Annotated in this window: 18 protein-coding genes and 7 pseudogenes; 19 read left to right on the top strand and 6 right to left on the bottom strand. The window is 57.7% G+C overall.

Features of this window, described 5'->3' with window-relative positions:
* Positions 1-38: 38 nt before the first annotated feature.
* From glmS to J3R84_RS29370, 3 genes and pseudogenes are all read right to left on the bottom strand, one after another.
* Entirely contained in the window at positions 39-1865 is a 1827-nt protein-coding gene (glmS, locus tag J3R84_RS29380) for a glutamine--fructose-6-phosphate transaminase (isomerizing) (protein ID WP_018009574.1), read from the bottom strand.
* A 690-nt stretch (positions 1866-2555) separates the two neighbouring features.
* Entirely contained in the window at positions 2556-2852 is a 297-nt protein-coding gene (locus J3R84_RS29375; protein ID WP_203530011.1) for a hypothetical protein, read from the bottom strand.
* Positions 2853-3093: 241 nt separating this feature from the next.
* Positions 3094-3306, bottom strand: a pseudogene (locus tag J3R84_RS29370) (hypothetical protein).
* 180 nt (positions 3307-3486) lie between these two features.
* Between J3R84_RS29370 and J3R84_RS38865 the strand changes: the two are divergent.
* A pseudogene (locus J3R84_RS38865) lies at positions 3487-4458 on the top strand (peptidoglycan-binding protein).
* 120 nt (positions 4459-4578) lie between these two features.
* Positions 4579-4872, top strand: a complete 294-nt coding sequence (locus J3R84_RS29355) for a hypothetical protein (RefSeq protein WP_225906561.1) — start codon at positions 4579-4581, stop codon at positions 4870-4872.
* A 303-nt stretch (positions 4873-5175) separates the two neighbouring features.
* Here J3R84_RS29355 and J3R84_RS29350 read toward each other — a convergent pair whose 3' ends face one another.
* Entirely contained in the window at positions 5176-5694 is a 519-nt protein-coding gene (locus J3R84_RS29350) for a hypothetical protein (RefSeq protein ID WP_203530010.1), read from the bottom strand.
* Positions 5695-5841: 147 nt separating this feature from the next.
* On the opposite strand from J3R84_RS29350, the pseudogene J3R84_RS29345 reads away from it, so the two are divergent.
* Positions 5842-6406, top strand: a pseudogene (locus J3R84_RS29345) (aminotransferase class I/II-fold pyridoxal phosphate-dependent enzyme); the annotation flags it as partial.
* A 275-nt stretch (positions 6407-6681) separates the two neighbouring features.
* On the opposite strand, the pseudogene J3R84_RS29340 reads toward J3R84_RS29345, so the two are convergent.
* Positions 6682-7567, bottom strand: a pseudogene (locus J3R84_RS29340) (type IV secretory system conjugative DNA transfer family protein); the annotation flags it as partial.
* Positions 7568-7608: 41 nt separating this feature from the next.
* Here J3R84_RS29340 and J3R84_RS29335 point away from each other — a divergent pair.
* Positions 7609-7793: pseudogene (locus tag J3R84_RS29335) on the top strand (Lrp/AsnC ligand binding domain-containing protein); the annotation flags it as partial.
* A gap of 231 nt (positions 7794-8024) precedes the next feature.
* On the opposite strand, the pseudogene J3R84_RS29330 reads toward J3R84_RS29335, so the two are convergent.
* Positions 8025-8204 (bottom strand): annotated as a pseudogene (locus tag J3R84_RS29330) (transposase); the annotation flags it as partial.
* Positions 8205-8835: 631 nt separating this feature from the next.
* Here J3R84_RS29330 and J3R84_RS29325 point away from each other — a divergent pair.
* From J3R84_RS29325 to J3R84_RS29255, 15 genes and pseudogenes are all read left to right on the top strand, one after another.
* A complete protein-coding gene (locus J3R84_RS29325; RefSeq protein WP_011970881.1) occupies positions 8836-9543 on the top strand; it encodes a type IV secretion system lytic transglycosylase VirB1 in 708 nt (235 codons plus the stop codon).
* Between the two features lie 13 nt (positions 9544-9556).
* The gene (virB2, locus tag J3R84_RS29320) at positions 9557-9919 is read left to right on the top strand and encodes a pilin major subunit VirB2 (RefSeq protein ID WP_011970880.1); all 363 of its coding nucleotides are present in this window, start codon (positions 9557-9559) and stop codon (positions 9917-9919) included.
* Positions 9916-10242: a type IV secretion system protein VirB3 gene (locus J3R84_RS29315; RefSeq protein WP_011970879.1), complete on the top strand. Its 327-nt coding sequence runs from the start codon at positions 9916-9918 to the stop codon at positions 10240-10242. Before virB2 ends, J3R84_RS29315 begins: the two co-directional genes overlap by 4 nt.
* A complete protein-coding gene (gene virB4 / locus J3R84_RS29310; protein ID WP_011970878.1) occupies positions 10242-12611 on the top strand; it encodes a type IV secretion/conjugal transfer ATPase VirB4 in 2370 nt (789 codons plus the stop codon). Before J3R84_RS29315 ends, virB4 begins: the two co-directional genes overlap by 1 nt.
* A 13-nt stretch (positions 12612-12624) precedes the next feature.
* The gene (gene virB5, locus J3R84_RS29305) at positions 12625-13308 is read left to right on the top strand and encodes a pilin minor subunit VirB5 (protein ID WP_203530008.1); all 684 of its coding nucleotides are present in this window, start codon (positions 12625-12627) and stop codon (positions 13306-13308) included.
* 81 nt (positions 13309-13389) lie between these two features.
* On the top strand, positions 13390-14277 hold the full coding sequence (locus J3R84_RS29300; RefSeq protein WP_203530007.1) for a type IV secretion system protein: 888 nt from the start codon (positions 13390-13392) through the stop codon (positions 14275-14277).
* A gap of 32 nt (positions 14278-14309) precedes the next feature.
* Positions 14310-14477 (top strand): type IV secretion system lipoprotein VirB7, encoded by a 168-nt coding sequence (locus tag J3R84_RS29295; protein ID WP_011970875.1) that lies wholly within the window; start codon positions 14310-14312, stop codon positions 14475-14477.
* Entirely contained in the window at positions 14464-15177 is a 714-nt protein-coding gene (locus J3R84_RS29290; protein WP_011970874.1) for a type IV secretion system protein VirB8, read from the top strand. The genes J3R84_RS29295 and J3R84_RS29290 overlap by 14 nt, the downstream gene beginning before the upstream one ends.
* The gene (locus J3R84_RS29285; RefSeq protein WP_203530006.1) at positions 15174-16055 is read left to right on the top strand and encodes a P-type conjugative transfer protein VirB9; all 882 of its coding nucleotides are present in this window, start codon (positions 15174-15176) and stop codon (positions 16053-16055) included. Before J3R84_RS29290 ends, J3R84_RS29285 begins: the two co-directional genes overlap by 4 nt.
* Positions 16052-17170 (top strand): type IV secretion system protein VirB10, encoded by a 1119-nt coding sequence (gene virB10, locus J3R84_RS29280; RefSeq protein WP_028054757.1) that lies wholly within the window; start codon positions 16052-16054, stop codon positions 17168-17170. Before J3R84_RS29285 ends, virB10 begins: the two co-directional genes overlap by 4 nt.
* A 39-nt stretch (positions 17171-17209) precedes the next feature.
* Complete coding sequence (virB11, locus tag J3R84_RS29275; protein ID WP_011970871.1) at positions 17210-18250, top strand: P-type DNA transfer ATPase VirB11; 1041 nt, start codon at positions 17210-17212, stop codon at positions 18248-18250.
* A gap of 321 nt (positions 18251-18571) precedes the next feature.
* On the top strand, positions 18572-19609 hold the full coding sequence (locus J3R84_RS29270) for an IS110 family RNA-guided transposase (protein WP_057207512.1): 1038 nt from the start codon (positions 18572-18574) through the stop codon (positions 19607-19609).
* A 351-nt stretch (positions 19610-19960) separates the two neighbouring features.
* Positions 19961-20855: pseudogene (locus tag J3R84_RS29265) on the top strand (IS110 family RNA-guided transposase); the annotation flags it as partial.
* Between the two features lie 42 nt (positions 20856-20897).
* Positions 20898-21149, top strand: a complete 252-nt coding sequence (tnpB, locus tag J3R84_RS29260) for an IS66 family insertion sequence element accessory protein TnpB (RefSeq protein WP_101780113.1) — start codon at positions 20898-20900, stop codon at positions 21147-21149.
* Between the two features lie 167 nt (positions 21150-21316).
* A complete protein-coding gene (locus tag J3R84_RS29255) occupies positions 21317-21511 on the top strand; it encodes a hypothetical protein (protein WP_203530157.1) in 195 nt (64 codons plus the stop codon).
* Positions 21512-21735: the final 224 nt, after the last annotated feature.

The raw sequence follows: 21735 nt of genomic DNA, 5'->3' as shown, positions 1-21735 counted from the left end.
ACGACGGAGGAACGTTGCCAACTATGAAAATGGGGCCATCATTCGACCGTTACCGATTTCGCAAGGTTGCGCGGCTGGTCCACGTCGGTCCCCATGGAGACGGCCGTATGATAGGCGAGAAGCTGGAGCGGCAATGAGAAGATCATCGGTGCGATGATCTCGTCGACGAACGGCAGCACGATCGTGTGCATCGTGTCGAGTTTCGAGGCGGCTGCTCCTCTCTCGTCGGTTATGAGGATGATCCGGCCGCCACGTGCTGCCACCTCCTGCATATTCGATACCGTCTTGTCGAAGAAGCGGTCATGCGGCGCAATGACGATGACGGGCATGTTTTCGTCGATAAGGGCGATCGGTCCGTGCTTCAGCTCGCCCGCGGCATAACCCTCGGCGTGGATATACGAGATCTCCTTAAGCTTCAGCGCCCCCTCCATTGCCAGTGGAAAGCTGGTACCGCGTCCGAGATAGAGCACGTCGCTGCATTTCGACAGTTCCCGCGACAGCGTCTCGATTGCGGGCTGGATACTGTTCAGCACCTGGCCCATGATCCGCGGCATCTCGGAAAGGCTCTTTACGAGCGCCTGCTCCTCCTCCGCGCTCACGGTCCCACGAGCTCTGCCGGCGCCGACTGCGAGTGCGGCAAGAACTGCAAGCTGGCAGGTGAAGGCCTTGGTCGAGGCGACGCCGATCTCCGGGCCGGCAAGGATTGGGAAGACCGCGTCGGACTCGCGCGCGATGGTCGACTCGCGGGTATTGACCACAGCGCCGATCTTGAGGCCGTGCTCCTTGCAATATCTCAGAGATGCCAGGGTGTCGGCGGTTTCGCCCGACTGCGAGATGAAAAGGGCTGCCGACTGCGGCGACAGAGGTATATCGCGATAGCGGAATTCGGATGCGACATCGATTTCGACAGGCAGGCGCGCATAGCGTTCGAACCAGTATTTTCCGATCAGGCCGGCAAGATAAGCGGTGCCGCAGGCCGAGATCGCCAAGCTCGGGACCTTGGCGAAATCGATACCGTCGGAAATCGGAACAACGCGGTTTTCTATGAAGTTCACATAATGGCCCAGAGCATGGGCGATGACCTCCGGCTGTTCGTAGATCTCCTTCTCCATGAAGTGCCGATGGTTGCCCTTGTCGACCAGAAAGGCAGCGGTGGTGGAAATCTGGCGCGGACGTTCGACCGTATTGCCGTCGAAATCGAAGATATGAACGCCGGTCTTGCCGATGACCGCCCAGTCGCCATCGATCAGATAGGTGATCTCATTGGTAAAGGGAGCAAGCGCGATCGCGTCCGAGCCCAGGAACATCTCGCCGTTGCCGTGGCCGATCGCCAGCGGCGGACCGTTGCGTGCGGCCATGATGGTCGATGGGTCGTCCTCGAAGAGAATGGCGAAGGCGTAGGCGCCCTTGATGCGCTTCAGCATGGCAAGCATGGCTTCGCGCCGCCCCAGTCCATCACGGCGGAACTTCTCCAGGAGATGCGCGACGACCTCCGTGTCGGTTTCCGTCTGGAACTGGGCTCCTGCCGCGGCCAGTTCGTCCTTGAGTTCGGCGAAGTTCTCGATGATGCCGTTGTGTACGACCGCCACGCCCCGGGTGAAATGCGGATGGGCGTTCCGTTCCGTAGGCGCCCCGTGGGTCGCCCAGCGGGTGTGTGCGATGCCGATGGTGCCGGCCAGCGGCTGCTCTTTCAACCTGTTCTCGAGATTGACCAGCTTGCCCTCGGCCCGACGGCGCTGCAACGTTCCCGCCTCGATCGTCGCGACGCCGGCCGAATCATAGCCGCGATATTCCAGACGCTTCAAGGCTTCGACCAGCCGCTCCGAAACCGGCTGATGTCCAACGATACCAACAATCCCGCACATGTTCTCTCCGAAATCATCTAGGCACAACAGTAGGACTACCCGCCGCGCCTTCATTCAGGGTCTTCTAAATAACATTCAGCAAGATTGGTAAAATCGATTATTAGGATAGCAATCATCCACCCTATGGATAAAGAAAGATCGGTTCGCAGCCGGTGATTCGAGCCCTACGGCTAAAATGGCGCTGGGTTAACCTTGACCAACAAAGCGGCGGTGATGACCGCGATGGGCATCCGATCAGAGCCGGCACGGTTTGGATGAAGCAAGGCGCCGCTAAACTGCCCACCGTTATTACTGCGATTTACGAGGACTTAGTCGGTCGGCGAGGGACCCCATTGGATCTCGCCCAAGTGCTATTGGAAGGGCTTACGGCGACGGAGCGCCGGCGCCGACTGCGAATGCGGCAGCTGCAGTTAGAGGCCATTGGCGACTCTTTCGTTCGCCCAAGCGTTCGATAAGATAGCCCAGCTTGAGAAGACGGGGTGCGTCGCGGTTGCTTTCCGCAGGTGGGGAGAAGGGAGTCGCGCCGACCGCTTGCCAGCGTCCTCTCCCCTCGAGCGGAAAGGGTTAGGGGAGGGCGCGCAATCGCTATCCTCGGCGACATGTTGTTCGACGGCAAGAAAGGCCCGGCGAAGCCGGGCGCTCGTACTTGCAATTTTAGGTCTAAATGGTTCAACCTGTTGCGTTCAAAATCTAGGAAATGAGCGCGGTCTTCGGTGCGGCTCCGACCTTTTTGTCGGCTACCCTGCCTTGCACATTACAAGCATCGGGATCGAGCCGACGCCATACGCGGCCGCGAGCTGGGGTTTCATCGAAATTGACCTCAGGCTGCGCATGCACGTAAAGCAAAACATTCTCTTTTACATGCAGGCCATATGGAACCATGAGCCCCCGGACCAGCGGTTCTTCCGCCTGCGTGCCCCGCGTCAGTTCCACTTTATTCCATTCGCAGGCCTCTTCACAGCGTCCAAGCCGGGCGATCCAGCTCATCTGTCTTTATCACAAGCACCAACCACGACTATTATGGCTCGGGAAGACTCTTCCCGTCGCCCTCGAACTCATGTTCGAGCAACGATCTTTGTTGCGGAGCGTTTCGTTTCAGGGGCTCACCGAAGGAGGAGTGCGATGCGTCCTGCCGAGCGCGTCAAGATAATAGACGCGCTGCAGCTCTCGCAGCAGTCGTTTTCGTGGCGGCATTTATTGCCGCCTTACTGTCTTGATGGCTCAATTTTCAAATGATGCCGGAGGAGCCTGATTCAGGCTCATCGTCGGGATGTCGGTCTGGGTTCGATCGGCCTTGACGATTTGGCTTTGAGGTCCTCGGCGAGGCCGGCAAGCTGTGCCGCAACGTCCAAAAGATTGAAACGGCGCTATGTGCCGCGATGTCTGAGAGGTCAGAAGCCGGCTCGATTGGGCCGGCGCTTTTCGCTTCGTTATCGTCCATGTTCAATTCCCATTTCCATTGACGTGGATCAATGGCGAGGCCCGTCAAGGGCCGGGGCCGATGACGAGCCTCCCGGCCGGCTGCGAGGGGCAAGACGACCAATGTCGGTCTAATCCCGAACACTGCCGGCCCCCATAAACCAGCCGCCGAATATTCCCCAACGACAACCAGGAGACCTCAATGAGCGCCATCACCGCTCAGCAGGTTCGCGCTGCCGCAAAGGGTAGGGTGAACGAGAGCAATCTCGCGTCCGTGCTTGTGCCGCTGCACAGATACTGGGAGCGTTTCGGCATGGATCGGCCGCACCGTCTCGCGCAGTATTTCGCCCAGTTCATGCATGAGAGCGGAGACTACCGCTACGATCGAGAGATCTGGGGGGCCGACGCCGGCGCAGCAGCGCTACGACACCCGCACCGATCTCGGCAACACGCCGGAGAAGGATAGCGACGGGCACCTCTACCGCGGTCGCACCGGTACGCAACGGACCGGCAAGGACAACTATCGCCAGTTCCGCAACTGGTGCCGCGCGGGCGGCCTCGACTGCCCCGATTTCGTCAAGGATCCGGACGCGGTCAATACCGATCCGTGAGAAGGCCTGGTGTCTCTGTTCTACTGGGACACCCGGGACCTTAACCGCTGGACCGGCGAAGGCGACGCCGAGACCATCACGAAGAAGATCAACGGCGGCAAGAACGGCCTGGCTGATTGGTTTGGCCGACTGACGCGGATCTCGCTCGTTCTTCTCGGCTACCGCGCCGACAACGTCCTTCAGTTCCAAGCTGACCAGCGGCTGCAGGTCGACGGCGATGTTGGTCCGAAAACCCGTGCTGCGATGCATACGGCGCTTGTAGCGCTCACTCCGGGCGAAGCGGCCCGGCCGGAGGTCGAGGCGGCCCCGGTGACGGAGGAGAAGCCGGTACCGGTACCTGTCACGCCGCTAAGCCTAGACGCGCCGTGGTGGAAGTCCAACGAGGTCATCACTCCGTCTGTCGTCGTCGTCGAGCACTTTCGCTGCTCTACGAGATCGGCGGCATACCCTGACAGAACCTCCTCCTGATCCTTGTCGCGTTCAGCGGCATGGCCGGCTTCCTCTACTGGCGCAAGAACGCCGATAGGAAGGCCGTCGCGAAACAGGTCGAGACGATGGTTTGATGTTCTGCACTCCTCGCCTCATCGTGGCTGCGGCCGGTCTCGCTATCATCGCCGCCGTCGTTGCCTGGATCTACCGGCAGGGCGGCGACGATGTCAGAACCTCCATCGAAAGGCAGAACAATGAAGCTGGCCGCACTGCGGACGATGACTGCACTCGCTTTGACCTTTGCCCTCCAGGGATGTGGGAGTTCGGCGCCGGCAAGTGCCGACGGTCTCCGCCGCGTGGTGGGCACTGATCTAATCGGCGGGCGTGGCGGGACGCCGGCTGATCAACGCAAGATCGATCGGACCGTCGTCGGCATCTGCGCGGCGGCGGTCTGGACGAGAAGGGCGCTGAATGTCGCAGAAATATTCGTCTTTGATCGAGCTGCTCAACGCGTGGTTCGGCGGCGCGGCGACGACCATCACCCATGATCGGCGCGATGGTCGGCCGGCTGATGTGGCACACGAACGAAGTCTGGAAGATGCGCCGGAAGTTCTTCGGAAAGAAACTGCTACCCGATCGCCGTCGGCATGGCCTTCATCGGCGCGGCTTTGGCGTCGTGGTTGGCGCTGGAGCAACCGATGGCATCGGGACTCATTGCGCTCGCCGATCTCGGGCCGCGCGGGTCCGAGGTGCTGTTCATGCGGTGGTTTGCGGCGAAACTCGACAGGCAAGACTGAGCGGCCGAACGCGCTATTGCTGCGGCCTCAGCCATGTGGCCTTTTGTGCGCGGCTTAGACATTCCATATCCTGGGCCAAGCTGTGGACAGGCGCGTCTTTGGCCCCCGGGGCCGATTAAGAAGAGGGAAGAACGCAACCCAGAGATAGAAAAATAGGAAGCTGAACAGCCCTGTCGCTGCATTCTTCTTCAGGTCGGTTTCGCTCCAATTGAGCGCCAGCATTCTACCGATGACGAGAGCGCCAGCGACATACGTCCCGTAGTAGAACATCGCTATCCTCTCCTTAGATTTGCGAATCCAGGCCTCATAGAGGCGAGTTTCCCCGCCCCGTCGCTCCTCGAGCCACTCGGCCTCGCTGCGGAGGGTATTGTCATTTTTCACACAATAGATGGCGAGCTCTTCAGGCGTCGGGAGAAGGATAAACATGGGCCTGTAGAGTTTACGGCGTACCCGCCCGGGAATGCTGATAGCATACATGACGCCCTTGCCCAAAAGCGCCAGTACGTAAAGGATTGTTATGATTGCTGTTGCGGCCGCCGATAGATCGGCCAGTGTCTTCAGAACGTCACTCATTGCGCCCCGCGCTAACTATTCCTGGTGCAACCTAGTTGCGCAGGCCGAGCTGATCAACCAGTTCTCGATTTTGTCCTCTGATGGTTCGAAAACTCGGGCCGGCTGGGGCGCTCTCGAGGCGTTGGGCTGCCATCTCCGTCGCCATCATATGACGTACGTCCGATTCCGCCGCTGTGGATGATCGGTCAAGGTCGGGTCATCTATGTCGGCACCGTATCCAAGACGCTGTCGCCAACGCTCCGCCTTGGTTACATGGTGTTGCCTGGCACGCTGGTGGAGCCCTTTGTCCGATGCAAGCAGATCACCGATCGACATAGCGAGCTTCGAGCAAGAGGCTCTCGCTTCGATCATCAAAACGGGCGCATATGAAAGCCACGTTCGAAAGATGAGGCGACTGAACGCCGAAAGGCGTGCGGTATTCCTGAATGCATTGGCCGAAGCGTTTGGCGACGAGGTCGACATCGTTGGGACTTCGGCGGGTCTCCATGTCGTCGTGTCGTTCAACCATCTCACTGGCAGCGATGAAGAGCGTTTCGCCGCCTGCGCGAGGCAAGAAGGTGTTGGCATCTACCCAATCTCGCGTCTGTATGCGGCCCCAACAGATCGACGTGCGGGGTTCATATTCGGATACGCCTCCATGCCCGTTGAGCAGATCGGAAAGGGTGTGAATGACCTAGTACAGGTCTACCGATCCAAATTCCGGTCGGCATGAGCGGTTTGGGCCGGCACCAGAAGTTCCGGCTCGTAACCACGAGCAGCAGCAAAAGGGATCGAAAGCCGACCTAAGAAGGGTCGCGTAAGGGTTGTGGAGAGGCTGAGGGGGCTTGTTCTGTTAGGCGGCTTCTGAACGTTGGACCGAACCTGCAAGTGCCTAAGCGGCGCGTCTGCTGGCGCACCTGAGCGATCACCTTCTCGAGCGCCACGGGGGTTCTTCCGACGCGACGCATCCGCTCGAACCACTCGTCGAGCTCGTCGCGTTGACCGGCACTAAGGGTCGATCTTTCCGGGTCCCATGTGTCCTGGAGTGTCAGAAGCGCGCTTCGCAAACAAATCGGCCGCCACGCCAGCTTCGACGGGATCAGGCAGGGTCGAGCTGAAGATATCGATGATGTTGCGGCGCTTGGACGGAGACTTGTCGCCAAGCTTCTCAGCCTTTTTCTCGACCACTTCCTTGAGTTGTGCGGCCTTTGATTTGAGGCCTTCCTCGATGGCCTTTATCCGGGCTTCCACCGCATCGAGGCTTGCAGATGCTTCCGCACCGCCCGTTTTTGCAGCAGTCGGCTTAGGCTTCGGGCGCAGCGCCTTTTTATTGACTGTGCGTTTGGCAGGTGCTGCAGGTTTCTCTTCTGCTGCAGTGGCTGCCTTGAGCGGTGCTGCCTCCGCCGCGGCGGCTGCCAAAGGCTTCTCCTCTTTCGCTGGCGCCGGCGAGGGAATTTCGAACGGTTTTCCCCCCGTTGGCATATTGCGGGGTTGTCGCCGGCACGACCTTCGGCGGGAAATAATCGACTTCCGGCACTTGCGGAATGTTGGCCTGGGAATACGCCTCGGCTGATTTGAAGGGCTGCGTTTGGAAGAACCGGAGCTTTTCACCGAAGATTGGCCGTTGTCCTTCGATGAGCAGGACCATCTTGTTCTCCGGCATTTGCCGGACCTCCTGCGGCATCATCAGATCGCGTTCGCGAATCTGCTCTACCTTCGTGCGGCGAGGCAGGCCCATCAGTTCGATCGTGCGGGATTCCGATTGGTAGCGGATCGTGCGCTTTCCGAGCGCGCGGGATGCGTACTCGGCTGTGGCCTGGTCGTCGGCGCCAAGGACGAGCTGATAGCCACAATTGCCGAGCAGCGAATGCCGGGAGGTTTCGCCGTAGATCTTCGGACGCGGCACGCTCGTCTTTGTCGAGGTAAGGAAGGCACCCGAAATCATTTGAATGCCATATGGTGATTGGTGGTTTCGACTATCTGGTCAAAGCACGATAGCTGACATGGCGATGTTTCAGAAATTCCTGCAGCGGGTCATTCTGCCGCTTCCTGGTGTCAGGGAAACGCACACTTACGCATCAATCGGTGATGTGAAGCCTGACGCATTGTTGCCGCTTTGACACCTCCGGTTTTCTGGGCCGATTGAGGCTGGGAACTCCGGTCAACGCAGTTTTCGGCATGAATAAGTCGAAATTCGCGGAGGCGCAGATCGCTCTCTGCGGCAAAACGGGAGGAAGCGGGGTTCCCGAGGTCGTCCGCACGGCCTGCCGATCAGATGAACATGGTCACGGCTGCGCCGTCGGTGAGCTTCTGGCCGAGCTTGATGATCTGGGCGAGGATTGTCGCGTGCCGCGCCTGTTGGCGGGGCCGCCCTCCAGGCGCTCGACGTCGAGATGGTCGTCAAGCTCCGCATTGAGGATGCGCTCTGAAAGCGCCTTCTTCAGATCGTCCAGCAAACCGTCCTTGCCGAAAACCTCGGATGGATCACGTCCAGCCAGGAGCTGGTCCAGAAGTTCTTTCTCGATAGCCATGTGATGATTCTCTCCTTTTCATCATCATGGCCCACCGCACAGAATTCCTGACAGTCCCCCGGCCGCCGCACCCGGCGCTTCCACAGCCGATCGCAGCCAGTGGACTCGTGTCGGGGTCATGCGCATTGAAGCGCATCACTCAACACGCACGATCTGAAGAGTGGCGTTGAACCGCCGTCATAGATCGAGGCAACGGCCCAATAGACGCCGTGCCTGCGCAGCATCCTTTGTCTGGCGTGCCAGACGCGCCGCAGATGCTCCCTATTAAAATCTCCTCGTAATGAATAGCTGACCTGACCCCCAAATTCTCGATCCAGCTAGACCACCACGTCGTATTCTCTGCTGCCCTTACTTTCCTAAGAGGTTCACTGCTTCGTGTGATCACTTGCCGCTAGTTGGTCGCCTTTGTGCCAGTCTTAATGCGGCAGTGGTAGCGATATCGCGCGAGCTAATAAGAGCGATCCCCCTCTCTGCCTTGATCCGGTGGATCATCTCGTTCCCATTCGTTTCAAACGTAACCAGAATGTGGAATTGCAACATCCTAGAGTAACAGACCGCGTTGATAATCCCGAGTGATCAATGACCTGGCCGCTGATTCTTTCGGCAGCTCTCGACTTTTAGGCGGTAGGAAATGTTAAACGCAGCTTTGCCCTTGGCTGTCGCCATCTTGGCCTCGATGTGCGTATCGAGCAACGCCGCGCCAATCTCCTTGCGTGAGTTCGAGCGCCTTGCACGCGGATGCGCGCCGCAGGTAAATCCGTCTACGCTTGCCGCAATCGCCAAGGTTGAAAGCGGCTTTGATCCGCTTGCGGCACATGACAACACCACCGGAGAGAGCCTTCACTGGAACGATCAAACGCAAGCGCGCCAGAGCGTCAGAGCCCGCCTCGAGGCACAACATTCAATCGACGTTGGGCTTATGCAGATCAACAGTAAGAACTTTTCCGTCCTCAATCTCACGATAGAAAAGGCCTTTCAGCCCTGTATTTCACTTGTGGCCGCGGCGCACTTGCTTGAAAGCCGCTATGCCGGCGGCGACACTGCCGCAGAAAAGCAGTTGGCGCTTCGCCAGGCAATCTCGGCCTACAACACGGGTGACCTGACGCGCGGATTTGCGAACGGTTATGTGCAGAAGGTTGAGTCAGCCGCTCGAGAGATCGTGCCACCGCTGGTCGGATGTCCGGAAAAGGCTGATGAAAAGCCGATCTCGGAAAAAATATGGGATGTGTGGGGTTCGTTAGAGCCAGACTTATCGGCAGGCGATCTCATCAGCCTCCCCGCACTCCAGAAGCCTGGAGACCATGAACATCTCGAAAAACAACATATTATATTCGATTAAATGGAGCGTAGTAATGGCGTCACTTAACAAACATCGTGCGCGTTTGAGTCCTGTTGCTTTCTTGAAAGCCATGTCGCGCACAGCGGTTGACCATGCGCCCGCTGCCGGCGGAGCGGCGGTGTGGAGCATTGTCTGCTCCGGGCCAGCGACGGCGCAAGTGACGGGGGGGACCGACCCTGCCACAATGGTGAATAATATCTGTGCATTCATCCTTGGTCCCTTCGGACAGTCTCTGGCTGTGCTCGGCATCGTCGCCATCGGCATATCGTGGATGTTCGGCCGTGCTTCACTCGGTCTCGTTGCCGGTGTCATCGGGGGGATCGTTATCATGTTCGGGGCCAGCTTCCTTGGTAAAGCCCTCATAGGGGCCGGATGAGCGACCGACTGGAAGAGAGTACTCTCTACGTAGCAGCGACACGCCCTGCATTGTTCTTGGGCGTGCCGCTGAACTTGGCGGCATTGCTCATGATGTTAGCCGGCCTGATCATCGTCGTTGTTCAGAACCCTCTTTACGAAATCATTCTTGTGCCACTGTGGTTCGGATCACGTGTTGTTGTCGAGCGCGACTACAACGCGGCCAGTGTAGCCCTACTCTATCTCCGGACGGCTGGGAGAAGCGTGGATGCGCCGTTCTGGGGCGGGGCAAGCGTCAGCCCCAATCCTATCAAAGTGCCGAGACGAGGACGAGGAATGCTTTAATGTTCGGCACAAATGGCAGGAACGAGAGGTCTGGTGAGATATATCTACCATATGTCGGCCACCTCAGCGATCAGGTTGTCCTTCTCGAAGACGGCTCAGTCATGGCTATGGCACACGTCAAAGGTTTGCCCTTCGAAATGGAAGACGTTGCCATCCGCAATGCACGCTGCCGAGCGTTCAATACGCTCTTACGCAACATTGCCGATGATAGTGTATCAATATGTGCTCATCTGGTCCGACATAACGACGTGGCGTTGCCCCCGGCGCGGCACTTTCATAGCGGGTTTGCTGGTAGTCTGAGCGAAGCTTATGAGCGGCGTGTGCTGTCCGGAAAACTCTTTCGAAACGATCATTTCCTCACCTTGGTCGTGTTTCCCCGAACTGCGGTCGGTAAAATCACGGGCCGGTTCATCAAGCGGAACAATAGAAACGAGAACGATTTAGCAAATCAGACGCGGAACCTGGAAGATCTGTGGCACATCACTAGTGGCGCCCTCGACGCCTATGGTCTCCGCCGGCTTGGTCTCCGCGAGAAAGATGGCGTGATTTTCTCGGAAATCGCGGAGGCGCTCCGACTTATAATGACCTGCCGTGCCACTCCGGTTCCAGTGGTTAGTGGTTCACTGGGCGCTTCGATTTATACCGACCGAGTAATCTGCGGCAAGCGGGCACTGGAGATTCGAACCCCGGGAGATAGCTACGTTGGCTCATTGTTCTCATTTCGAGAATATCCGGCAAAGACGCGGCCAGGCATGCTCAATCCGCTATTGTCCGCGAATTTCCCGCTCGTGTTGAGCCAAAGTTTCTCCTTCCTCACGCGTGCACAGGCCCATGCCAAACTCAGCCTCAAGTCCAGTCAAATGACGAGTTCCGGTGACAAGGCCGTCTCCCAAATCAATGAACTCGCCGAGGCAGAGGACGCGTTGGCAAGCAGCGAATTCGTAATGGGCGCGCATCATTTGAGCCTGTGCGTGTATGCCGATGATCTCAATAGCCTTGCCAACCGCGCCGCAAGCGCCCGCACGCGATTGACGGATGCGGGCGCCGTTATCGTCCAAGAGGGTATTGGTATGGAGGCGGCTTATTGGGCGCAACTTCCGGGGAACACCAAGTGGCGCACGCGACCCGGGGCGATCACCTCACGCAATTTCGCGGGCCTTGTCTCGTTCGAGAATTTCCCAAGTGGCAAGGATTCCGGCCACTGGGGCAACTCGGTTGCGCGCTTCCGCACCAATGGTGGAACCCCTTTCGACTACCTCCCTCACGAGAATGACGTGGGTATGACGGCAATATTCGGACCCGTCGGAAAAGGCAAAACAACGCTCATGACCTTTGTCCTTGCGATGCTCGAACAGAGCATGGTTGGACACGATGGTGCGATTGTCTTCTTTGACAAGGACCGCGGTGGTGAACTGCTGGTACGTGCCACGGGAGGCACGTATCTGGCGTTACGTAGAGGCGTTCCCAGTGGCCTGGCGCCTCTACGGGCCCTGGACGATACGTCGGCCTCCCGAGACTTTCTGCGCGAGTGGGTGACAGCCTTGATCGAGAGCGATGGACGGGGAGCTATTTCGCCGGAAGAGAACCGCCGCCTGGAACGCGCCATCGTCCGGCAGCTTTCATTTGAGCCCGCTATGCGTTCCCTCGCGGGCCTACGCGAATTCCTATTACACAGCCCGTCCGAAGGCGCAGGAGCGCGACTGGAGCGGTGGTGCAGAGGAAACGCGCTCGGTTGGGCCTTCGATGGCGAGGTGGATGAAGTAAGACTGCATGCCTCCATTACCGGCTTCGATATGACACAGATTCTGGAGTACGAAGAGGTTTGCGCGCCGGCGGCCGCATACCTCCTCCATCGCGTGGGCGCTGTTGTGGATGGCCGTCGCTTTGTCATGTGTTGCGACGAGTTTCGATTTTATTTATTAAACCCTCAGTTCGCTGCAGTTGTAGACAAGTTCTTGCTCACTGTTCGCAAGAATAACGGCATGTTGATACTCGCAACACAGCAGCCTGAGCATGTTCTCGAATCGCCCCTCGGAGCCAGTCTCGTGGCACAATGCATGACAAAAATTTTCTATCCATCTCCGACGGCGGATCGATCAGCCTATGTCGGCGGCTTAAAGTGTACCGAAGGAGAATATCAAGCCGTTCGCGAGCAGATGGCAATCGGGAGCCGCAAATTTCTGCTTAAGCGCGAGAGCGGAAGCGTTATCTGCGAATTCGACCTCGGCGAGATGCGCGAATATGTCGCCGTGCTATCGGGTCGGGCCAACACGGTGCGTTTTGCCGATCAGCTCCGTGCCAGACACGGGGATGCTCCTGGTGCGTGGGTAGACGAGTTCATGGCCCGTTACCAAGAAGTTCAAGACTGACGGAGGAAGTTTCATGAAATTTACCCAACTGACAGTAACGACTATTGCCGCTTGCCTTACTATGCAGGCCCCGGCCCGAGCGCAGTTCGTTGTCACCGACCCCGGAAATACATATCAGGCAGCGATCACTGCTGGTACCACTATTCTGAACTATGCGAAGACAGCACAGATGCTCGAACAGACGATTGCGATGGTGGGGATGTTTACAACGAACTTCGCAGTCACCGGCCTGTTGAGCCAAATCAACCAGGGGAATAAGTACCCCTCGACGAATAAGCTAAGCGAGCAGATGTTTGACAGTCAGAGGCCAGTCTCGGCCACAGCACGCGCTATCGCAACGGACCGCGATCGCGCAATCGATGGCAGCGACGCACATGCAGAGTTGCTCCGTGGGCAGATCACCGGTGCTGCTAATGCCGCGAGTGTTGCAGCCGACAATCTCGAGTTGATGGACAAGCGCCTCCGCGAAAATGGCAACACGCTTGGTCAGCTGTCGCGTTCAAGGAACATTATGCAGGCAACTGTAACAAACGGATTGCTTCTCAAACAGATTCACGACGCAATCATCCAGAACAGCCAGGCTACGAGTCTGCTGACGATGGCCACTGCACAGGCCAGCCTCCACGCTGCAGAGGAGGCCGCCGCCCAGCGACGAGAACGCCTGGAAACCGCGAAAATCTTCAGCCCCGGACTATAGTTGAACGGTAGGTAATGCGGCTCAGATAAAAAGTTCAACTCCGCCCACCTGCGGTGGAAAGAGCCAAACCAGGTTGGAGCGATGAAATTCTCAGTATCTGCGCCTTTTACGACTATACACACGGTCTTCGATACCGCCTTTACAATCGCACTGGACTCAGTGCTCGAAAAAATCCAGAGCGCAATCAATGCCCCTCTGGTTGCGTGCGTTACGCTTTGGATCATAGTCCAGGGCATTCTGGTGATACGTGGCGAAATCGATACTCGTGTTGGGATCATGAAGATCATCAGAGTATCGATCGTTGTAGCCCTTATCTTGGGCCAGGCTAACTATCACTCTTATGTAGTATTATTCTTCGAGGATACTATACCTAATTTCGTTCACAAAATCAGCGGTAGTAGTATTGCGCTGATTAATATCCCGCAACAGCTCGACCTGATGTTTGCGTTAAGTCTGGGCTCGTTTCAGAAGATTGCGGCCGAAATAGGACCAATGAATAGCCAAGACATTCTCGCCTTTGAAGGCGCACAGTGGGTTTTTTACGGTGCGCTTTGGGTAACGTTCGAGGTCTATGATGCCTGTGGGATTCTTACTAAGGTACTATTAGCGATCGGTCCGCTGATCCTGGTCGGCTATCTCTTTGATCACACCCGCGACATGGCTTCAAAATGGGTCGGCCAGCTCCTCTCTTACGGGCTGCTGCTTCTCCTGTTGAACATCGTGGCGACCATCGTCATAACAACGGAAGTAGTGGCTCTCAAACTAATGCTCATTGTGATCAACAATGCGGGCACGACGGCAGCCAAGATTATCGGGCTTTATGAACTCGACATGCTCTTTCTAGCTGGGGACGCCCTGATCGTCGCGCTTCCGGTGATCGCGGGCAATATTGCAGGTGCTCATTGGTCAGGCTCGAATAAATCTCTCAGCAGCCTTAGCCGCCAGTTGGCCCAAGTTGCGCGCCGTTGAACGCAATGACAAAGAACTAACAGGTTGATTGCATGAAGTATTGTTCTCTAATCCTATTCCTCGCTTTGGCCGCTTGCAAAACAAGTGATACCCTGGCGACCTGCAAGGGTGCCGCGTTTCAGCTGAATGTGGAGCGTTGGCAACCCACGGCTTCAGATCTCCAGTTCGAATGTACGGGAGAGCCAAATGAAGAGCGCTGAACATGCTCTCCTGGTGGAGCGAGGAGCGCTTGCCGCGCACTACATTGAAGTAGAGGCCTTCCAAACGTCACGTGCGAAGTCGGCGCGGCGTCTTTCCAGGGTTCTGGTCGTCATTGCGACGGCCGCTGTTTTTGGAAATATCGCGCAGGCCTTCACCATCGCGACTATGGTTCCGCTTGCCAAGCTCGTGCCTGTGTATCTCTGGGTACGACCGGATGGAACCGTTGACAGCGAAGTGTCCGTGTCTCGACTTCCCGCAACGCAAGAACAGGCCGTTATCAACGCTTCACTCTGGCAATATGTCCGTCTGCGCGAGGGGTATACAGCCGACACAGCTCAATACGCCTATGATCTCGTATCGAGCTTCAGCGCACCATCTGTGCGCCTGGAATATCAGCATCACTTTAATTACCCTAATCCGACGTCACCGCAGGTCACAATCGGTGAGGGGGGGAGACTAGATGTCGAGCACATCTCCTCAAATGATATTGCGACGGGCGTGCAGCAGATTCGTTTCAACCGAACGCTCATGATGGATGGCCAGACGCCGGTGATGAGTACATGGACTGCAACGGTCCGGTATGAAAAGGTGACAAGCCTGTCCGGTGAATCGAGACTGTCCAACCCAGGGGGGTTGACTGTTACCTCCTACCAAGTCTCGGAAGACACCGTATGGAACGAGGGGCGTAGCGAGCAATGATAACAAGGACCTTCCTCACAATAATCTGTTTGCTTTGCTTAGCGATAGCCGCGCATGCGGAGGACACACCTGCGGCCGGCAAACTAGACCCGCGCATGCGGTATCTGGCCTACAATCCTGACCAAGTCGTCCGACTATCGACCGCTGTCGGGGCCACGTTGGTTGTTACATTCGGCGCCAGCGAGACCGTAACAGCCGTCGCCGTCTCTAATAGCAAATATCTGGCAGCCCTTCCGCGCGGCCACTATCTCTTTTTCAAGGCAAGCCAAGCCCTCCCGCCGCAGCCAGTCGTCGTGCTGACCGCTAGCGAGGCAGGTACCCGACGATATGTCTTCAGCATCTCTACCAAGACCATGTCTCAGCTTACCAAAGAGCAGCCTGACCTCTATTATAGTGTGCAATTTGTCTATCCTGCCGACGAAGCTGCTGCTCGGCAAAAACAAGCAGAAAAGTTGTCGATCGTCGGTCGGCTTCGGGCGGATGCGGAGTATCAACAGAGGGCTCAGCATTTATTGGATCAGCCGGCCGCAATCGCGGATTCCGGAGCCAACAATTTCCATTACATCGCACAGGGCGACCGTTCGCTTACGCCGTTGGAGGTTTTTGATAACGGAGTCAGTACTGTATTCCGCTTTCCAGGCAATGTGCGCATCCCGTCCATATACGTGATCAATCCGGACGGCAAGGAAGCCACCGCCAATTATTCGGTCAAAGGAGACTATGTCGAGGTTCCCGCAGTTGCCCGTGAGTGGCGCCTGAGAGATGGCCATACGGTATTAGGCATCTGGAATAGCGCATACGATCCCATTGGACGAAAGCCGGGCACCGGCACAGTGAGACACGATGTGTGGCGCGTTCTGAAAGGGGCAAGTCGATGAACGACGCCAATCCACAAACCGGGCACGACGTAGATGCAGACGGATCCCTGGTCTCTGAGTCAACTCGCCGGCGTCTTTCAGGACCGCAGAAGTTGATGATTGCAAGCACTATTGTGGCATCATCACTATCCTTAATCTGGGTTAGCGGAAGTTCAAAGAAAGAAGTGGAACCTACTCCGCCTCAAACAACAGTTCTCACCAACACCGAGCCCTTTCGTCCGGCACCAATTGAGGTTGCTCCCGTTCGTTCAGCTCCCCCGTCAGTTGGTCAGCCGGAGGCTCCCCCGTCAGCACAGAGCTCCTCGGAACCAAATGATCCGCGGGCCGAGCAATCGCCAATTTTTGCCTATGAAAGCGGTGAGCAAGACACCGGCCACGCACGCGAGGACAAAGAGGATGATACCTCGAAACAACTTCCCTCGAGGCTCGCGGATGAAGCTTCAGTCGATAATGACTTATCGACGCGGATGAAAGCAGGCGTCCAGGAGCCTAGCCGGGCCACACTCTTGCCGCACCCTGACTTCACGATCACGCAAGGAACAATCATTCCCTGCATTTTACAAACAGCGATCGATACAAGCTTGCCTGGCTATGTGAGGTGCCTTCTACCTCAAGACGTCCGCGGGGCAACGAACAACGTTGTGCTTCTAGATCGCGGGACAACCGTCATTGGCGAAATTCAGCGGGGCCTTCAACAAGGCGACGCGCGCGTTTTTGTGATCTGGAATCGCGCCGAAACGCCGCATCATGCCGTAGTTTCGCTCGCGTCACCAGGCGCTGACGAGCTCGGTCGCTCAGGTATGCCGGGCACGGTGGACAATCACTTCTGGCAACGTTTCGCAGGGGCAATGCTCTTGAGCGTCGTTCAAGGTGCGTTCCAGGCCGCCAGTCAGCACACAGAAAGCTCCGGCGGGCCTAACCTCAACAGCTTTCAAAGCAATGGGGCACAAGCCGCCGACACGGCGCTTAAAACGACGATCAACATCCCGCCAACCCTGCAGAAGAACCAGGGGGACGCAGTATCGATATTCGTGGCTCGAGATCTTGATTTCTCAGATATATACGAGCTTCGCATGACCACTGCGACAACGAGCGCGCGCCATCGCCGGCCCTAGCCCAAGCAGGCCAACGACAACGAATATTCGGAGATCTCAATGCAAACCGAGGCAGATCCTCAACTGCGTTTGCTCCTCAAACCAGTACTAGAATGGCTTGAGGACCCAAGGACCGAAGAGGTCGCGATTAATAGACCAGGAGAGGCTTTCGTCCGGCAAGCCGGAGCGTTTACGAAACATCCTCTATCTCTGACCTATGACGATCTCGAAGATATCGCGATCTTAGCGGGAGCGCTACGAAAGCAAGATGTTGGACCACGAAGCCCTCTCTGCGCCACCGAGTTGCCAGGCGGAGAGCGGCTGCAGATTTGTTTACCGCCAGCAGTTCAGTCAGGTACTGTCAGCCTGACGATCCGCCGCCCATCTTCTCGCGTTTCGGAACTTAAGGAAGTCTCATCTCGCTATGACGCTTCGCGCTGGAATCAATGGCGCTTCCGCCAGGAGCGCCAAACTCAACAGGATATGCAGATCCTTGAGCATTACGCCCGCGGTAATTTGGAAGAATTCCTGCAAGCGTGCGTGACAGGGCGGCTGACGATGCTGCTTTGCGGCCACACGGGTAGCGGCAAGACGACGATGAGCAAGACTTTGATTAACGCCATTCCGCCGCAGGAAAGGCTGATCACCATAGAGGACACGCTCGAGCTCGTGATTCCACATGAGAATCATGTCCGGCTACTTTATTCGAAGGATGGGGCAGGAGTAGGTGGGGTGACCGCGGAGCAGCTTCTACAAGCCAGTCTCCGCATGCGGCCGGACCGAATACTGCTCGGCGAGATGCGCGACGATGCCGCTTGGGCATATCTCAGCGAAGTGGTATCTGGCCATCCAGGATCAATCTCGACTATTCACGGAGCCGATGCCGTCCAAGGTTTCAAGAAGCTCTTTTCGCTCGTCAAGAGCAGCCCACAAGGAGCTGCCATAGAGGACCGTACGCTGATTGACATGCTATCGGCGGCCATCGATGTCATCGTGCCGTTCCGGACCTACGGTGACGTCTACGAAGTTGGCGAGATTTGGCTGGCGGCCGACGCGCGTCGACGCGGAGAAACAGTCGCTGGTCTTCTGGACCAGCATTAGGGTGCAACAGCCTTTATCTTTTAGCTATGTCGCTGTGGATTCCTCGCCGGGAACCATCATCCAGCCCGGGCTTCTTAACTCATTGAGCGTCTTGCCCGTGGCTCCGCGCCCGCAGCCTTAGCATTGGGCGACTCGGCGTACCCCTCCGGTGATGGCCGCCTTGCCGAGGTAGGCTGAAGAGTGCGGTCCTAGTGCAAGCACTAGATGGTGTAACGGGCGGTGCCCAGCCAGCAAGGTTTGAAAGGCTGGTGGTCGTCCCTCACAATGATGGTGTCGCGGAGTCAGGAATGGCCTGCTCCATAGCATCACGGAGAGACGACCATGAAGCAGTATGCCGGCATCGACGTGTCATTGGAATGCTCAAGCGTGTGCGTGGTGGATGCGGATGGCCGCATTGTGCGGGAAGCAAAGATCCTCAGCGAACCCGATGCGCTGATCGCCTGGTTCGGCGAGCACGGCGTGGCGATGGAGCGAATTGGTCTGGAGGCCGGCCCTTTGTCGCAGTGGCTCCATGCCGGGATGGTGAAAGCAGGTCTTTCGGTCGAGCTGATTGAGACGCGCCACGTGCGGGCAGCCTTTAAGACGATGCCGGTCAAGACCGACAAGAAGGACGCACGGGGCATTGCGCAGTTGATGCGGCTTGGCTGGTTCAGACCGGTCCACTGCAAATCCCTTCCGGCCCAGGAGGTGCGTGCGCTGCTGACCGCCCGCAAGCTCATTCAGGGTAAGCTTCACGACATCGAGATGAGCATCCGGGGCATTCTGCGCGGCTTCGGCCTCAAGGTCGGGCCGACGACGCGACGCACCTATGCGGCACGGATCCGCGAGCTGATTGAGGGTCATCCGACACTGGAGGCGATCGCCGCGTCGCTATTGAAGGTGCGCGACACACTTGCTGACGAATTTGCAGGTTTTGAGCGCAAACTGCGCGCTATGGCTCGTCAGGACGACAACGCACTTCGGTTGATGACGACGCCCGGCGTCGGCGTCCTGGTGGCGCTGACATTTGTGTCGGCCATCGACGCTCCCGAGCGCTTCCGATCATCCCGAGCGGTGGGGCCGCATTTCGGATTGACGCCGAAGAAGTACCAATCGGGCGAAACCGACTATAGCGGTCGCATTTCAAAGATCGGCGATGTGGGCGTGCGAACCGCGCTCTACGAGGCGGCCAACGTCATCCTCACGCGACCGGTCAAAGGCTCCGATCTGAAGTGTTGGGCACTGGCGGTCGCCAGACGTGCGGGGCCTAGAAAGGCGCGTGTCGCGCTGGCCCGCAAGCTGGCGGTGGTGTTGCATCACATGCTCCGGGATAAAACCAACTTCATTCCCCACAAGGCCGCGCCAGCAATGGCCGCCTGAGCCGGAGACAACAGGACAGCTTTCGGGCGGGCACCACCATCAGCCGCCCGGAGCAAGGTCCCTTCGCCGGGACGATGGAAGGGTTAGGCCGCCATACGGCAAGCAGCACTCAGGTGACTGCGCGTTCCTAGATTGGCCAGCCGGTCCTCAGCAGACCCCATACAGCAGCGGCCCAGCGCCGACTGCGGACAGAAGCAAGCACTCGGCGAGGGATTAAGCTCACAAGGGATTGACTCGGGAGAACCCGTTACAGAAGACCGTATGTTCGTTGGTGAAGGCCGCTCACCCACGCTGTAGATTGTATGGGCTCTGGAATTGGCCAGAGCGACCTACCGATCAGCGAGGGAAGACATGACAGGCGAGCACGTAGCTTTCATTGGCTTGGACACGTCGAAGTTTAAGATTTCGGTGGCGGTCGCCGACGGCGAACGCAACGGTGAGGTTCGGTTTCTGGGTGACATTTCCTCCGAACCCGCATCCGTCGCAGGAATGGTCAAGAAGCTGGCTAAACGCGGGGCCAAGCTCCACTTCTGCTACGAAGCCGGCCCTACAGGTTATGGACTCTACCGGCAAATCGTTGAATTGGGTCACGAATGCAGTGTTGTCGCACCGTCATTGGTGCCAAAGCATGCCAGTGATCGGGTGAAGACAAATCGTCGCGATGCGACCAGCCTTGCGAGGCTTTATCGAGCCGGCGGACGAAGCACACGAGGCGGTTCGCGACCTGGTGCGTGCCCGCGACGCGGCTTTCGAGGCACAAAAGCAGGCACGACAACAACTCCACTCGTTCTTACTCCGTCACGGCCGATATTATACAGGACGCAAAGCCTGGACCCGAGCGCATGGACGGTGGCTGGCATCCCAAGCGTTTGAACATCCCGCGCATCAAATTCTGCTGGCCGAATACTGTCAGGCCGTTGAGGATGCCGGAGTTCGCCTTGATCGACTGGGCAAACTGATTGGTGAGACTCCGGCCTCTTGGTCAATGGCCCCGGCGGTCGCCACCTACCAAGCGATGCGCGGTGTCGCGTTCATGACAGCCGTTACGTTGGTGGTCGAAATCGGAGATATCCGTCGCTTCGACAGTGCCCGTCAGTTGATGGCATATCTCGGACTCGTTCCTTCAGAAAGCTCAACAGGCGAGCGCGTCAGGCGCGGAGGGATCACCAAGGCGGGCAACGCTCGGGCACGCCGCGCACTGATAGAGGGGGCTTGGACATACCGCTATCCAGCGAGGATCAGCCCCGTCCCGAGCGGTGTGAAGGTCTGGCTGGCGACGGGCTATAACATGCGGAGAGGCTTTCCCGGCCTGTCGCTGATGGTGCAGGAGACGTTGAAGCGCGATCAGATGAGCGGCCATCTGTTCGTCTTCCGGGGCCGGAGCGGCCAATTACCAACATTTTGCATACGGTTTTCGTTTTGCGACGATCGCATATCCTTGGCATCCGCTGTTCGGGAGAAAGGTGCAGGTCTCGCCGTATCGGCGCGGCAAGAGCCTGATGGCGATCTATACGGACGAGCGGCCCGATCTTTCCCGTGAGTTGCCGAACTGGATGTTCGATGAGCGCTATTGCGGCGAGATGAGACTTGGACCACCCGAGATCAGCATCGCTGGTCTTAATGAATTGGCTTCCGCCTTAGCATCATTCGGCGCGACTCGGGCAAGAGGCGCAAGATCCCGTCCTTCGAGGAAGAAGGAGAAGGGTGATGCGAAGCAGGCGACATCAAAATCGCGACCAGCTCGTCCTACAGTTGGAGCGTCAAAATCTTGAGGTTCCGCTCAAGAACGTCAAAGGGTTAGTGGAAGCGCTGGAGGATCTTCTGCTGGAAGCTTTTGAGGTGAGCAGGACGGCGAAGACGGGAGGCGCAGATGAACATCACTCGCCTGCGCGTCATTGGTAACGGGAGTAAGGAACGCTGCACCCCATTCGCGAAGTCTACGACTACACGGAAAGCGCGCCATTGTGCGTCGTCTGGGGCACACGATGACCACTGGCCTCCTACAGGCCGGCGTCGATCGCGGCGTTATCCCCTGTGGCTCGGCCATGAATCGGTCGAGACGACACAAATCTATCTCGAGGCGACGTTGGCGATGAAGGAGCCGACGTTGATAAAGACGCCCCCTT

This window comes from Ensifer canadensis (assembly GCF_017488845.2).
Lineage (GTDB): Bacteria > Pseudomonadota > Alphaproteobacteria > Rhizobiales > Rhizobiaceae > Ensifer > Ensifer canadensis.
Note: the sequence above shows the minus strand (reverse complement) of the source record. Positions and strands in the feature narration are given on the sequence as shown.

Coding starts and splice junctions, on each gene's coding strand:
- glmS (WP_018009574.1), bottom strand. CDS start 1,865: ATGTGCGGGATTGTTGGTATCGTTGGACATCAGCCGGTTTCGGAGCGG.
- J3R84_RS29375 (WP_203530011.1), bottom strand. CDS start 2,852: ATGAGCTGGATCGCCCGGCTTGGACGCTGTGAAGAGGCCTGCGAATGG.
- J3R84_RS29355 (WP_225906561.1), top strand. CDS start 4,579: ATGAAGCTGGCCGCACTGCGGACGATGACTGCACTCGCTTTGACCTTT.
- J3R84_RS29350 (WP_203530010.1), bottom strand. CDS start 5,694: ATGAGTGACGTTCTGAAGACACTGGCCGATCTATCGGCGGCCGCAACA.
- J3R84_RS29325 (WP_011970881.1), top strand. CDS start 8,836: ATGTTAAACGCAGCTTTGCCCTTGGCTGTCGCCATCTTGGCCTCGATG.
- virB2 (WP_011970880.1), top strand. CDS start 9,557: ATGGCGTCACTTAACAAACATCGTGCGCGTTTGAGTCCTGTTGCTTTC.
- J3R84_RS29315 (WP_011970879.1), top strand. CDS start 9,916: ATGAGCGACCGACTGGAAGAGAGTACTCTCTACGTAGCAGCGACACGC.
- virB4 (WP_011970878.1), top strand. CDS start 10,242: ATGTTCGGCACAAATGGCAGGAACGAGAGGTCTGGTGAGATATATCTA.
- virB5 (WP_203530008.1), top strand. CDS start 12,625: ATGAAATTTACCCAACTGACAGTAACGACTATTGCCGCTTGCCTTACT.
- J3R84_RS29300 (WP_203530007.1), top strand. CDS start 13,390: ATGAAATTCTCAGTATCTGCGCCTTTTACGACTATACACACGGTCTTC.
- J3R84_RS29295 (WP_011970875.1), top strand. CDS start 14,310: ATGAAGTATTGTTCTCTAATCCTATTCCTCGCTTTGGCCGCTTGCAAA.
- J3R84_RS29290 (WP_011970874.1), top strand. CDS start 14,464: ATGAAGAGCGCTGAACATGCTCTCCTGGTGGAGCGAGGAGCGCTTGCC.
- J3R84_RS29285 (WP_203530006.1), top strand. CDS start 15,174: ATGATAACAAGGACCTTCCTCACAATAATCTGTTTGCTTTGCTTAGCG.
- virB10 (WP_028054757.1), top strand. CDS start 16,052: ATGAACGACGCCAATCCACAAACCGGGCACGACGTAGATGCAGACGGA.
- virB11 (WP_011970871.1), top strand. CDS start 17,210: ATGCAAACCGAGGCAGATCCTCAACTGCGTTTGCTCCTCAAACCAGTA.
- J3R84_RS29270 (WP_057207512.1), top strand. CDS start 18,572: ATGAAGCAGTATGCCGGCATCGACGTGTCATTGGAATGCTCAAGCGTG.
- tnpB (WP_101780113.1), top strand. CDS start 20,898: ATGCGGAGAGGCTTTCCCGGCCTGTCGCTGATGGTGCAGGAGACGTTG.
- J3R84_RS29255 (WP_203530157.1), top strand. CDS start 21,317: ATGCGAAGCAGGCGACATCAAAATCGCGACCAGCTCGTCCTACAGTTG.